The organism is Alkalidesulfovibrio alkalitolerans DSM 16529 (assembly GCF_000422245.1).
Taxonomy (GTDB): domain Bacteria; phylum Desulfobacterota; class Desulfovibrionia; order Desulfovibrionales; family Desulfovibrionaceae; genus Alkalidesulfovibrio; species Alkalidesulfovibrio alkalitolerans.
The window spans coordinates 59,489-71,805 of the sequence record NZ_ATHI01000001.1; the positions used below are offsets into that span (position 1 = coordinate 59,489).

The following is a 12,317-nucleotide window of genomic DNA, read 5'->3' on the forward strand; positions in this document are numbered from 1 at the left end:
CAGGGTCCGGGCGCGGGCTATTCCGCAATCCTGCCGCCTGCCGATGCGTACACGCGCAGTTTGTCCCGCTTGCCCACCGCCAGGACGGTGACGAAGACGACGTCCTCATCGACGCGGTAGACAAGCCGGTAGCCAGCCTTGCGGAGCTTGATTTTGAAGCAGTCCGGCATTCCCGAGAGGGCCGCGGACGGAATGCGCGGGTTTTGTAGGCGCTCGGCCAGCTTCTTCTTGAACTGCTCGCGCAGGGCTTCGTTCAGCTTCTTCCATTCCTTCAGGGCCAGTTCGTGGAAGCGCAGCCTATAGGTCACGGAGGTTCACTTCCACGAAGGGGCCGTCCTGCCGCTCCTGGACGAGCCGCGCGTCTTCCAGGTCCTCGATGCGTTGCAGGAGCCGCTCGTACAGCGCGGCCGAGAGCAGGTACGCCTCGGGCTTGTTGTGGTTGAGCACGGCCACGGGATCGTCTCCGGCCTGGGTGAGGATGGACGCCAGATTGCGCTTGAGCTCGGTGACGCTGACGGTCTTGCTGGCATAGATGGTCTGCATGGGACACCTCATTTTCAGTACTTTATTCGGAACTGAAAATAGCGCCTTATATCGCGCGTGTCAATGTGGAGGCTGCACGTCAGGGGGCGCATGGTTATTGCCATGCGCCCCTGCGGCTTGCGTGAGGATGCGGACCCGAGATTGTTGACGACTTCGGTTTCGCGGCAACGCAACAGACGGGGCTTTTGGAGCGCCCGGCTAGATTTTCAGGAATGCACCGGTGACGCTGCCTGGGTCGGAGGCGATGTGCTCCGGCGTGCCCTGGCTGATGATCCGGCCCCCGGCCTCGCCGCCGCCCGGTCCCAGGTCGATGACCCAGTCCGCGCAGGCCACGATGTCCAGGTTGTGCTCGATGACCACCACGGTCGCGCCCTTGTCCACCAGCCGGTGCAGCACCTGGATGAGCTTGCCCACCTCGTGCATGTGCAGCCCCGTGGTCGGCTCGTCCAGCACGTAGAGCGAGCCGGGCAGCGAGCGCTTGCCAAGCTCCCGACTGATCTTGATGCGCTGCGCCTCGCCGCCCGAAAGCGTGGTCGCGGGCTGGCCCAGGTGCAAATAGTCCAGGCCCACCTCGTCCAGCACCTCCAGACGCCGCCTGAGCGCCGGATGGGCCGAGAAGAAGTCCAGGGCCTGGCGCACGGTCAGGTCCAGCACCTCGGAGATGTTCAGCCCCTTGTGGCGCACGTCCAGCGTCTCGGCGTTGTAGCGCTTGCCGTTGCACACCGGGCAGGTCACGTAGACGTCGGGCAGGAAATGCATCTCCACCCTGATCTGGCCGTCGCCCTTGCAGTTCTCGCAGCGGCCGCCGGGCACGTTGAAGCTGAAGCGGCCGGGCTTGTAGCCGCGCTGCCTGGCCTCCTTGCTGGCCGCGAAGATGGTCCTGATCTCGTCGAAGACCTTGGTGTAGGTCGCGGGGTTGGAGCGCGGCGTGCGGCCGATAGGCGTCTGGTCGATGGCCACGATCTTCTCCACGGCCCCGGCGTTCTCGATCCCCTTGATGCTGCCCGGCCGCTCGGCCTTGATGCCCATGCGCAAGGCCAGGTGCGCGTACAAGGTGTCGATGACCAGCGAGCTCTTGCCCGAGCCCGAGACGCCCGTGACCACGCTCAGGCAGCCAAGCGGAATGGAGCAGTCGATGTCTTTCAGGTTGTTGGTGGTCACGCCGCGAAGGGTCAGGAGGCCGTTCCCCGCGCGCCGTTCCTCGGGCCGCGGGATGGCCATGTCGCCGCGCAGGTATGAGGCCGTGAGGCTCTCGGGCGCGTTCAAAAGCCCCTGCACGCCGCCCTGAAAGACGATCTCGCCGCCGCGCAGCCCGGAGCCCGGCCCAAGCTCGATGACGTGGTCCGCCGAAAGGATCGTCTCCTCGTCGTGCTCGACCACGAGCACGGTGTTGCCGCGCGTCTGCAGGCTGCGCAAGGTGCCCAGGAGCCGTTCGTTGTCGCGCGGGTGAAGGCCGATGGAGGGCTCGTCGAGCACGTAGGTCACGCCCACGAGCCCCGAGCCGAGCTGCCCGGCCAGCCGGATGCGCTGCGCCTCGCCGCCCGAGAGCGTGGACATCTCGCGCGCCAAGTTCAGGTAGTCCAGCCCCACGTTGACCAGAAAGCCCAGGCGGTGCGTGAGTTCCTTGAGCAGCGGCTCGGCGATGACCGTCTCGCCCGGCGCGAAGGTGAGCCCTTGCAGCCATTCGAGGGCCCGCGCGATGGGCAGGCTGGCGAACTGGTGGATGTTTTGGTCCGCCACGCGCACGGCCAGCGACTCGGGCCGAAGCCGCGCGCCGTGGCACTCCGGGCAGGGGGCGGACTGGCGAAAGCGCGAAAGCTCGTCGCGCCAGATCTGGCCGAAGGCCATGCCCTGCTCCAGCACCGGGATGACGCCCACGAAGCCGTGCGCCGCGTCGCCCTGGAACAGGGCGTCGAGCGCCGTCCCGGAATACTCCGCAAGCGGCGTGTCGAGCGAAAGCCCGTGGCCGCGCAAAAAGCCTTCCAAAGACGCGGCGTGGTGGCCGGGGCCGGACTTCCAGGGCAGCACCGCGCCCTGGTTCAGCGACAAGCCTCGGTTGGGCGCGATCAAGGCGGGCTCGAAATACTCCACGCTGCCAAGGCCCGAGCAGCGCGGGCACGCGCCCTGCGGACTGTTGAAGGAGAAAAGCTGCGGCGTGAGCCTGGGCAGGCTCACCCGGCATTCCGGGCAGACGGACAAGGTGCTCATGAGGTGCTCGGGGCCGTCCACCTCGGCCGCCACGAGCCGGTCCTCGCCCCACTTCAGGGCCAGCTCCACCGAGTCGGCCAGGCGCGAGCGCATCCCGTCCTTGATCACCAGCCGGTCCACCACCAGCGCGATGTCGTGCTTGCGCTTCTTGTCCAGCTCCGGGACCTCGTCGAGCAGGTGCACCGCGCCGTCCACACGCACGCGGGCGAAGCCCTCGCGCTTGAGCTTGGCGAAGAGGTCCTTGAACGTGCCCTTCTTGTTCTCGGCCAGCGGAGCCAGAAGCAGGAACTTCGTGCCCTGCGGCAGCGACAGGATGGAGGCCACGATCTCGTCCACGGTCTGCGAACGGATGGGGCGGTCGCACTGCGGGCAGTGGAACCGGCCCAGCCGCGCATAGAAGACGCGCAGAAAGTCGTGCACCTCGGTCACGGTGCCCACGGTGGAGCGCGGGTTGCGGCCCGAGGTCTGCTGCTCCAGCGAGATGGCGGGCGAAAGTCCCTCGATCTTGTCCACCAGCGGCTTGTCGAGCTGCGGCAGGAATTGGCGGGCGTAGGCCGAAAGCGACTCCACGTAGCGCCGCTGGCCCTCGGCGTAGACGATGTCGAAGGCCAGGGTGGACTTGCCCGAGCCGGACGGGCCGCAGACCACCACCAGCTTGTCGCGGGGGATGTCCAGGGTCAGGTTCTTCAGGTTGTGCTGGCGAGCGCCTTCTATATGAATGACGGACATGCGCGTGGGTTCCTTTGCGGGTGTTTCGGCTGCGTGTTCGGCGGGGTGCTTCGCGGAAAACCGGGAAAGGCTGAGCCGTTGGAAGGAAGGGGCGAAGCCAGGCGCGCCGCGCGCGAAAGTGAATGATAATCGCGCCGACAGGAAAGGCAAGGGGGCGTATCGCCGCCGCACCCAGGTCGGCTTTGCCAGCGATGGCTTCAAAGCGAATCGCGGGGTCCAGGGGGCTCAGCCCCCTGGCGGAGGTGGCCTGGAGGAGGCGGAGCCTCCTCCAGATAGATGCGCCGCTCTCGCGGCAACGCAGCAGACGGCGTCTTTTCAGCGGCCTGAGAAGCGGGCAGTGAGAAGGGCGGCGAGTCCGAGGACCACGAAGAGACCGTCGCGCAGCAGGTACCACTCCATGTTGCCGCCGCCCTGGGCCGTCACGGAGAAGCAGCCGCAATCCACGTCCAGGCCGCGCGCGTAGGCCGCGAAGAGCGACGCCCAGAACGCCCAGAGCATGAGGTTGGCCAGCCACAGCGCCCCGGCCGCCATGCGCCCGGCCAGAAGCAGCACGCCGACCATCAGTTCGAGCCAGGGCAGATACACGGCCGAGGCGTTCACCAGCACGGCGGGCAGCACCCGGTAATCCGCGATGATGGCCGCGAACTCGGCCGGATGCAGGAGCTTGTCCAGACTCGCGGCCACGAACAGCGCGCCCAGGGCGAGGCGCAGGACGAGGTGCAGGCGGCTCATTGCTCGTCCCCGCAGACCGTGCACATGCCGCCCTCCTGGGTGCCCAGGAAGTCCGGCGCGCCGCCGCTCTCCGTGGGCAGCCCCTGGGCCTGCCAGCGCGACCAGCCGTTTTTCAGTTCATAGATCTCGGCCACGCCCTCGGCGCGCAGCTTTTCGGCCAGTTCATGGCCCAGGGGGCAGCGCTCGCCGTCGCAGTAGGTGATGACGGTCAGGCCCTCCTCGAAGCGCGGCTTGTAGCGTTCGAAGGCGGGCTGGAATTCCGAGGGGGGCAGCGAGAGCGCGCCTTTGATGTGTCCCAGGTCGTATTCGAAGGCCGAGCGGGCGTCGAGGAACAGGGCGCGTCCGGCCGCGAACAGCATGGCCGCGTCGGCAAGCGATATCTCGCCCGTGGCCGGGTCCCCGGTCCGGGCGCCCCCGCCGCCGAGGAGCGGCAGGCCGTCCGTGCGGACGGCGTTGCTGGCCACGGCCACGACGGCCGAGATGAGCAGGATGAGCAGCGCCTGGCGCGCGGCCTGGGCCAGGGTGGTGCGCCGTGGCGCGGTGGTGAAGAGGCTCATGAGACTCCAAGGGTGCGCAGCGTGGCCTCGATGGTCGCCTTGTCCAGGAACCCTTCGTGGCGATAACGCTCCACGCCGTTCGTATCGTAGAAGATCTGGGTGGGGATGGCCCGCACGCGATAGCGGGCCGCTTCCTCGCGGTGCATCTCGATGTCGATGAAGACGATGGCTGCGCGGCCCGCGTATTCCGCTTCGAGTTCAGCCAGGATCGGCTCCATCATGCGGCAGGGGACGCAGCCCTTGGCACCCAGGTCGATCATCGTGACCATGCCCGGCACGGGCAGCGCGGGCAACCTGGGAACCAAAGCCGCAGTGGCTCCCCCCGGCTGCTCGAAGCCCGCGCCGACACGCGGCAGCGGTTCGGGCGCGGCAGACTGCTTCTGGCCGTCAGGCGCGCCGAAGAAGAACAGTCCGGCGGCGATGGCCAAAAGACCGGCGAGGATGAGCAGGGAGTTCGTTTTCATGTGTATGATCCCATTATGGTGCCGATTGCGGCGCTAGTCAAAGAGCGATCCGTAGATCAGGCCCGAAAGCGTGGCCATGACGATGACCAGGGCCACGAAGACCACGGTCTTGCGGGTGCCCATGACGCTCCGGATGACCAGCATGTTGGGCAGCGAGAGGGCCGGTCCGGCGAGCAGCAGCGCCAGGGCCGGGCCCTTGCCCATGCCGCTTCCGATGAGGCCTTGCAGGATGGGCACCTCGGTGAGGGTGGCGAAATACATGAACGCGCCCGCGAACGAGGCCGCGAAGTTGGCCAGGATCGAGTTGCCGCCCACGGCTGCGGCAACCCAGGCCGAGGGGATCAGCCCCTCGTTGCCGGGGCGGCCGAGCAGCGCGCCCGCTATGAGCACGCCGAGGAAGAGCAGCGGCAGGATCTGCTTGGCGTAGCCGAAGGAGGAGGAGAACCACTGTCCGGAATCGTCCTCGCGGCCCGCGATGATGATCGAGAGCGCGGCCAGGCCGACGACGAAGGGCACGAGCGGCTCGTCGAAGACCAGGGCAGAGGCCGTGGTGGCGGCGAAGGCCAGGAGCAGCGGCCCGCGCGCAAGGCCGAACCACAGATGCAACATGACGCCGAGCCCTGCCGCGAAAAGGGCCGTGAGCGGCCACTTGGCCGCGAACACCGCCTGCCACATGCCCGTGGGTTCGGCGGGCGCGCCCCAGTTGGCGAAAACCAGGATGCCCACGAGCGCCGCGAAGTAGAGCCCGTTTTGCCACAGCGGCCGCGCGGCCTCGGGCTCGGGCACCTGGGCCATCTTGATGGCCTTCTCCTGCTCTTCCTTGCGGTAGATGAAGTGCATGATCAGGCCGATGACCACGCTGAAAACGATGGCCCCCACGGCCCTGGCGATGCCCAGTTCCGGGCCGAGCACGCGCGCCGTGAGGATGATGGCCAGGACGTTGATGGCCGGTCCCGCGTAGAGGAAGGCCGTGGCCGGCCCCAGGCCCGCGCCCATGCGATAGATGCCCGCGAAGAGCGGCAGGATGGTGCACGAGCACACGGCCAGGATGGTGCCCGAGCACGAGGCCACGCCGTAGGCGCAGGCCTTGTTGGCCGAGGGGCCCAGATACTTCATGACCGAGCCCTGGCTGACGAAGACCGAGATGGCCCCGGCGATGAGGAAGGCCGGGATCAGGCACAGGATGACGTGCTCCTGCGCGTACCACTTGACCAGTTCCAGGGCCTCGACGACGGCGTTGTCGAAGCGCGGTTGGCCCACGGGGAGATAGAAGCAGGCCAGGAACAGGCCGATCATCAGCGCCAGGGGACGCCAGTTTTCTTTCCAGAATTCGCTGTGGGGCATGGGGATACTCGTTGTCGCGGGCTTTTAGAGTTAGAAGAAGGAATACTCGGGCAGAAAGGGCATGCTCACAAAATACAGGCCGAGGAGTCCCACCAGTACGCCCGCCAGGCGGCGGAAACGCAGGCTGGCCGAATGGAACTCGTTCTTGGCCAGCAGGCGGCGGACCAGGGCCGTGGAGCCGCCCGCGATCAGGATGGGCAGGCAGTGGCCAAGGCCGAAAAGGACGATCAGCGCCACGCCCGTGGCGACCTCCCCTTGCAGGGTGATCACGGCCAGGATGGGGGCGATGAAGCCGAAGGTGCACGAACCGGAAAGAATGCCGTAGAGAAGGCCGAGCACGAAGGCCCCGAAGACGCCCTTGAGGGTGAAGCGCGAGAGCAGGCCGCCGCCCGTGGAGCAGCGGGCCACGCCGAGCATGTCCATGGCCAGCCAGATGAGGATGAGCCCCACGGGGATGGTCCACCAGGGGCCGATGTCGCCGAGCATCCGGCCGAGCATGGCGCAGACAACGCCGATGAGCGCGATGGTCACAAACAGCCCGAAGGAGAAGCAGGCCGAGTAGAGAAGGGCGCGGCGTCCGGCCACGGCCTCTTTCTGGCCGCCCACGTAGCCGACGATGAGCGGAATGGAGGCCAGGTGGCAGGGGCTGAAGAGCACGCTGACCACGCCCCACAGGAAGCTGCCCACGAAGGCCAGCCATGCTCCGCCGGTCATCCAGCCGTGCACGGTCAAGAATATCTGGTCCATGGGCTATTCGACTCCAAGCTGTTTGAGTTCCGCCTCGATGGCTTCCTTGCTCAGGAAGCCGGTGTGGCGTTTGGCCTCGCGGCCTTCCTTGTCGAAGAATATCTGGGTGGGGATGGCGCGAAGGCCGAAGCGCTCCACCTGGTCGTGATGCTGCCAGACGTCGATGAAGACGATGGCCGCCCGGCCTTGGTACTCCTTTTCGAGTTCCACGAGGATCGGGGCCATCATGCGGCAGGGGATGCAGTTTTTGGCTCCCAGATCGACCATGGTTACCATGCCCGGCACGGGCACGATGGGCACGGTTTCCTGGGCCTTGGCCGGGCTGGCGTCCCAGACCGGCGCGAGGGCGAGGACGAGCAGGCAGGCGGCGAGACGCACGATCTTGCGCAGGGACATGGCGTGTCTCCTTGGCGGGTTGACGATCGACCCCGGTGCACGGCTCTCATGCGAGAGGGATCGGGGTTCTCGCGGCAATGCGGTAGAGGGGGCTTTGGGGGCGATCACTCAGCCCGCGAGCCAGGCGACGATCTCTTTCTTGCTCGGGACCTTGCCCACGGCCTTGACCTCTCCGTCCACGACCACGGCCGGGGTGGAGAAGACGCCGAAGCTCATGATCTGCTGCAAATCCTCGACCTTTTCCACGCGGGCCTCGATGCCCGATTCGGCGACCGCTTCGCTTGCGATGCGCGCGGCTTCCTTGCATTTGGCGCAGCCGGGGCCGAGAACCTGGATGAGTTTCATGGGATGCTCCTTGCTGTTTGTGTCGTGTCTTGGGATGGGTATTTGCGGAGGTCAGAGGGTTCCGGTGGCGGCTTGCGTGGTGTTTTCGCAGGCGCAGGCGGGCCGGATTGGTTGCTGTCCGTGCGCGGACGAGACGCCGGGCTCCGCGCCTGCCCCGTCCAGAGCCGAAGCGGGCGCGCGCGCGGCCATGTCGCCTGCCAGATCACTGGTCAGGCGGGCGGCCTCGCGCCGCAGATGGCCGTCCACGCAGTTCAGGAACCCGGCCACGCAGGCCATGGCCAGCGAATAATGGATGGTCGTGCCCTCGCGGCGGCAGGAGACGATCCCGGCCTCGCGCAGCGTGGCCAGGTGCTTGGACACGGCGGGCATGTTGCCGCCAAGCGCCTGGGCCAGATCGCACACGCAACGCTCGCCCGCGAGCAGTTCCTGCACCAGGGCCATGCGCACGGGATTTCCCAGGGCCTTGAAGACCTGCGCCCGGCGGGCGTTGATCGAGTTCATTGCGCCTCCAAATTTTCCTGATTTGGAAAATAGGAAAACATGCGCCGCGCGTCAAGGGGAAGTCCGAAGCTGACCCGCGGACGGCCGCAGGCGGGCGTGGCCGGACATCTTCACAAACCCCTGGATGGGGCGTATGTGACCCGCCGCACGGTGAAGGGGACGCATGGTGCGTCACCGCCCGTTTCGGTGTATGGAGAATGCATGATAGTGGCGCTTTTGTCCGTGGCCGTCGGCTTGGCGCTCCTGGTCTGGAGCGCGGACCGCTTCGTGGACGGCTCGGCCGCCGTGGCGCGGCATTTCGGCATGCCGCCGTTGCTCATAGGCATGGTCGTGGTAGGGTTCGGCACCTCGGCCCCGGAGATGATGGTCTCGGCCCTGGCATCCTGGCAAGGTAATCCCGGGATTGCACTGGGCAACGCCTATGGTTCGAACATCGCCAACATCGCCCTGATCCTGGGCGTGAGCGCTCTCATAAGCCCTATCGCCGTGCATTCGACGGTACTGCGCAAGGAGCTGCCAATTCTGGTCGCGGTCACGGCCCTGACCGCGCTGCTGCTTCTCGACGGCACGCTTTCGCGTCTGGACGCCCAGGCGCTGCTGGCCGTATTCGCGGGACTCATGGCCTGGACCGTGCGTCAGGGACTCGTGCAACGCACGGATTCACTCGGCGCAGAGATGGAGCAGGAGCTTGCCGCTCCCGCCATGCTCCTGCCCAGGGCCGTGTGGCGGCTTTCGATCGGCCTTGCGTTGCTCATCGCCAGTTCGCGCGTGCTCGTGCACGGCGCGGTGCAGATCGCCCAGGCGCTCGGCGTCGGCGACCTGATCATCGGTCTGACCATCGTGGCCGTGGGCACCTCGCTGCCCGAACTGGCTTCGTCCGTGGCTGCGGCGCGCAAAGGGGAACACGACATTGCCCTGGGCAATGTGCTCGGCTCGAACCTCTTCAACACCCTGGCCGTGGTCGGCATCGCCGGGGCCATCAGCCCGTTGGCCGTGCCGTCAGAGGTCCTCACGCGCGACGTGCCGGTCATGGGCGCGCTGACCCTCTCGCTGTTCGCGCTTGGCTATGGTTTTGGGGGCAGACCGGGCCGGATCAACCGCTTCGAGGGTGTGCTGCTCCTGGTCTGCTTTTTCGGCTACACGGTCTGGCTCGCGGCCGCAGGATGACGCGCAAGGCACCGGCTCAGGTCCGGCGCAGGCGCTCCAGGTCGCGGCGGCAGCGGGCGAGCTCGGCGTCGGTCTCGCGCAGGCGTTCGGCCAGGATTTCTGAGAACAGGCGGTAGAGCACCGCATTGAAAGGGTGCTTGTCCGCCTCGTCCAGCGCGTCGAGGAACGAGGCGTCGATGGCCAGACAGGTGGTGTTGGTCACGGCGGTAATGGTCGCGGAACGCGGCTTGCCGTCGATGACGTTCATTTCGCCGAAAATGTCGCCCACGTGCGACAGCCGCGTCAGCTCCTCGCCACCCTTGCTCACGCTCACCTCGCCGGAGATGACGACGTACAGCCAGCGGTCTGTGAGTCCTTCTTCGATGATCGTCTCGCCGGGCTCGTACATCCTGAGCTTGGAAAGCGACAGGATGCGCTTGACGTAGGCGTTGTCGAAGTTGGTCAGGCTCGGCAGCGTCCTGAACCTGTCCACGAGTTCGTCGCGGCTGAGAAGGTAGCCGGTTTCGCGCATGATCCCCCCTGAAGGTGCTGGCGCACTGTACACCAGGGCACCCTCGCAGGCAACGCCGTCCGTGGTCCGGCGGAAGCCGGGCATTGTTCGCTTGTTCAGCCCGCAGGCATTGTCTGAAGGGGCGGCGGGGCTTGCAATGCGGGCCACGCCATTCTACAGAATACGCGCGATCGGCCAACCTCAAGCGTGAAGGGCCATATGCAGCGCGACGAAACGCCCACAGGCGACATCTTCTTTTCCGACCTCGAACCGGGAAACGGCATCGCCCCCGAGGAGGCGCGCGAACGGGTGGACTTTTTCGTCCGGCGTATCCGTGAGAAGATCGGGGCCTACGAGAAATACCAGTTCAGCAAGCGCGAGAGCCGGGCCCTGAACGTCTTTTTCGACCTTGCCCAGGAATTCACGGCCAAGCAGGATTTGTGGGTGCTTTCCGTGGTCATCCCCAAGGTCTTTTTCGACAAGGAGGCGAGCCTTTTTCTCCTGAACGCCGAAAAACGCCTGGAATGGCGCTGTTGCTCCATAAAGGGCTGTTTCGGCACGCCGCCCGAGGACGCGCCCGAGCCTCCGCTGGTCGAAAAGCCCGAAGTCCGCAACGGCCACTACCTTCTGCCCATCAAAGGCAACCACGAACTCGTCTCCCAGCTTCCTTTTGAGCCGGAGCGCGACGTCATCGGCCTTTTGGACATCACGCCTGGCACCGACATCTCCGAACACGAGAAGCTCTTTTTCGAGAAGTACGCCAACCGTATCGGCTACCGCATCCACAACCGCCTCATCGCCAGCAAGAACCAGGAGCATCTGGAGTTCATTCGCAGCCTCGTGCAAGACATCGGGCACAACGTCATCGTGCCCAACATGTACTTCAAGCTCTTCTACCGCCGCCTGGAGAGCCGGATCATGCTCCTGCGCGACATCGCGACCAAATTTTCCGAGTTTACCAACGACTGCGCCCTGGACGACCCCGAGCGCATGGAGGCCTGCAAGCGGCTTCAGACCGACATGGACGCGGCCTTCGCCGCGCTCATGGGGCAGTACCGCGAGATATACCGCCACTACGAGCAGACCTCCATGTTTTTGGAGACGCTTCTGCGACGTAGCCATTTCGAGCAGGGCCGCTACGTGCTGGAGATGCGGCCGTGCAACCTACGCACCCAGATCCTGGAGCCGCAGCTCGAACGCTACCGGGCGCGTTTCGCCGAGCGAGGCATAGAAATCGCGGCCGGGCCGGGCACGCAGGCGAACCCCGACCCCCAGGTGCTGGCCGACGTGGGACTCATTAGCCAGGTGGTGGCCAACCTCTTCTCCAACGCGGTCAAGTACGCGCGCTCGCCAGCGGACGGTTCGCCGCCGCGCGTGGCGTACGACTGGGAGGTCGTCTCCGCCATCGGCGAGCGGCCCGTGGAGGCGGTCAAGGTTTCGGTCTTCTCCACGGGGCAGCACCTCGCGGAAAGCGAGGCGTCGCGTCTGTACAGCGAGGGATTTCGGGGCGCCAACGCCAGCAGCGAATACGGCACGGGCCACGGTCTGTTTTTCATAAAGGAAGTGGTGGGGCTGCATAGCGGGGCGGTCGGATACGAGCGCACCGAGGGCGGCAACCTCTTTTATTTTTATCTGCCGGTCCAGGCGGACGACTGATTCTGGGCGGCGCGCGGCGAAGTTCGCCGACGTCTCTACATCGACATTCCGCATGCTTGACAGCCTAGAGTGCGGAAGCTATTGCAAGGCGACCCGTCGATGGCCCAAGGGCCTCAGGACGGCATTTTTTCGGCTCCAAACGCGGCCTGCGCGAGGCGGGCGCATGCGGGCGAGACCCGAATACATCCAATCGGAGGAAGCTCATGGGTTACAAGATCACCATCGACGTTGAGAAGTGTACCGGCGACGGCGAGTGCGTCGACGTCTGCCCTGTCGAGGTTTACGAGCTGCAGGACGGCAAGGCCGTGGCCGTGAACGAGGAAGAGTGTCTGGGCTGCGAATCCTGCGTCGAGGTTTGCGAGCAGGACGCCATCACCATCGAAGAAGAGTAGTCCGCTCTCTTCGCGAACGGGATTTCGGGAGCGGCGACTCTGCCGC

General features: G+C 66.1%; 15 protein-coding genes. 3 read left to right on the forward strand and 12 right to left on the reverse strand.

Annotation, left to right across the window (positions count from 1 at the left end; translation table 11 throughout):
• Positions 1–17 precede the first annotated feature (17 nt).
• The 11 genes from DSAT_RS00270 to DSAT_RS15025 all read right to left on the reverse strand — a co-directional run bounded on the left by DSAT_RS00270 (position 18) and on the right by DSAT_RS15025 (position 8,566).
• Positions 18–308: a type II toxin-antitoxin system RelE family toxin gene (locus tag DSAT_RS00270; RefSeq protein ID WP_020885559.1), complete on the reverse strand. Its 291-nt coding sequence runs from the start codon at positions 306–308 to the stop codon at positions 18–20.
• Complete coding sequence (locus tag DSAT_RS00275; protein WP_020885560.1) at positions 298–543, reverse strand: type II toxin-antitoxin system Phd/YefM family antitoxin; 246 nt, start codon at positions 541–543, stop codon at positions 298–300. The genes DSAT_RS00270 and DSAT_RS00275 overlap by 11 nt, the downstream gene beginning before the upstream one ends.
• Before the next feature lie 198 nt (positions 544–741).
• Entirely contained in the window at positions 742–3,480 is a 2,739-nt protein-coding gene (gene uvrA, locus DSAT_RS00280; protein ID WP_020885561.1) for an excinuclease ABC subunit UvrA, read from the reverse strand.
• A gap of 315 nt (positions 3,481–3,795) precedes the next feature.
• Positions 3,796–4,212 (reverse strand): MauE/DoxX family redox-associated membrane protein, encoded by a 417-nt coding sequence (locus DSAT_RS00285; protein WP_020885562.1) that lies wholly within the window; start codon positions 4,210–4,212, stop codon positions 3,796–3,798.
• Positions 4,209–4,769 carry a rhodanese-like domain-containing protein gene (locus DSAT_RS00290; RefSeq protein ID WP_020885563.1) on the reverse strand — a complete coding sequence of 187 codons (561 nt, stop codon included), beginning with the start codon at positions 4,767–4,769 and terminating at the stop codon, positions 4,209–4,211. The genes DSAT_RS00285 and DSAT_RS00290 overlap by 4 nt, the downstream gene beginning before the upstream one ends.
• The gene (locus DSAT_RS00295; protein WP_020885564.1) at positions 4,766–5,233 is read right to left on the reverse strand and encodes a thioredoxin family protein; all 468 of its coding nucleotides are present in this window, start codon (positions 5,231–5,233) and stop codon (positions 4,766–4,768) included. The genes DSAT_RS00290 and DSAT_RS00295 overlap by 4 nt, the downstream gene beginning before the upstream one ends.
• 33 nt (positions 5,234–5,266) lie before the next feature.
• Positions 5,267–6,577 carry a permease gene (locus DSAT_RS00300; protein ID WP_020885565.1) on the reverse strand — a complete coding sequence of 437 codons (1,311 nt, stop codon included), beginning with the start codon at positions 6,575–6,577 and terminating at the stop codon, positions 5,267–5,269.
• 30 nt (positions 6,578–6,607) lie between these two features.
• A complete protein-coding gene (locus DSAT_RS00305) occupies positions 6,608–7,324 on the reverse strand; it encodes a cytochrome c biogenesis CcdA family protein (RefSeq protein ID WP_020885566.1) in 717 nt (238 codons plus the stop codon).
• 3 nt (positions 7,325–7,327) lie between these two features.
• A complete protein-coding gene (locus DSAT_RS00310; protein ID WP_020885567.1) occupies positions 7,328–7,720 on the reverse strand; it encodes a thioredoxin family protein in 393 nt (130 codons plus the stop codon).
• A 108-nt stretch (positions 7,721–7,828) separates the two neighbouring features.
• The gene (locus DSAT_RS00315; RefSeq protein WP_020885568.1) at positions 7,829–8,065 is read right to left on the reverse strand and encodes a thioredoxin family protein; all 237 of its coding nucleotides are present in this window, start codon (positions 8,063–8,065) and stop codon (positions 7,829–7,831) included.
• 51 nt (positions 8,066–8,116) lie between these two features.
• The gene (locus DSAT_RS15025) at positions 8,117–8,566 is read right to left on the reverse strand and encodes an ArsR/SmtB family transcription factor (RefSeq protein WP_020885569.1); all 450 of its coding nucleotides are present in this window, start codon (positions 8,564–8,566) and stop codon (positions 8,117–8,119) included.
• A 201-nt stretch (positions 8,567–8,767) separates the two neighbouring features.
• Between DSAT_RS15025 and DSAT_RS00325 the strand changes: the two genes are divergently transcribed.
• On the forward strand, positions 8,768–9,733 hold the full coding sequence (locus tag DSAT_RS00325; RefSeq protein WP_020885570.1) for a calcium/sodium antiporter: 966 nt from the start codon (positions 8,768–8,770) through the stop codon (positions 9,731–9,733).
• Between the two features lie 16 nt (positions 9,734–9,749).
• Here DSAT_RS00325 and DSAT_RS00330 read toward each other — a convergent pair whose 3' ends face one another.
• Entirely contained in the window at positions 9,750–10,244 is a 495-nt protein-coding gene (locus tag DSAT_RS00330; RefSeq protein ID WP_020885571.1) for a Crp/Fnr family transcriptional regulator, read from the reverse strand.
• A gap of 198 nt (positions 10,245–10,442) precedes the next feature.
• On the opposite strand from DSAT_RS00330, the gene DSAT_RS00335 reads away from it, so the two are divergent.
• Both DSAT_RS00335 and DSAT_RS00340 read left to right on the forward strand, forming a co-directional pair.
• Entirely contained in the window at positions 10,443–11,879 is a 1,437-nt protein-coding gene (locus DSAT_RS00335; RefSeq protein ID WP_020885572.1) for a sensor histidine kinase, read from the forward strand.
• A 203-nt stretch (positions 11,880–12,082) separates the two neighbouring features.
• Complete coding sequence (locus DSAT_RS00340; RefSeq protein ID WP_020885573.1) at positions 12,083–12,271, forward strand: ferredoxin; 189 nt, start codon at positions 12,083–12,085, stop codon at positions 12,269–12,271.
• Positions 12,272–12,317 lie beyond the last annotated feature (46 nt).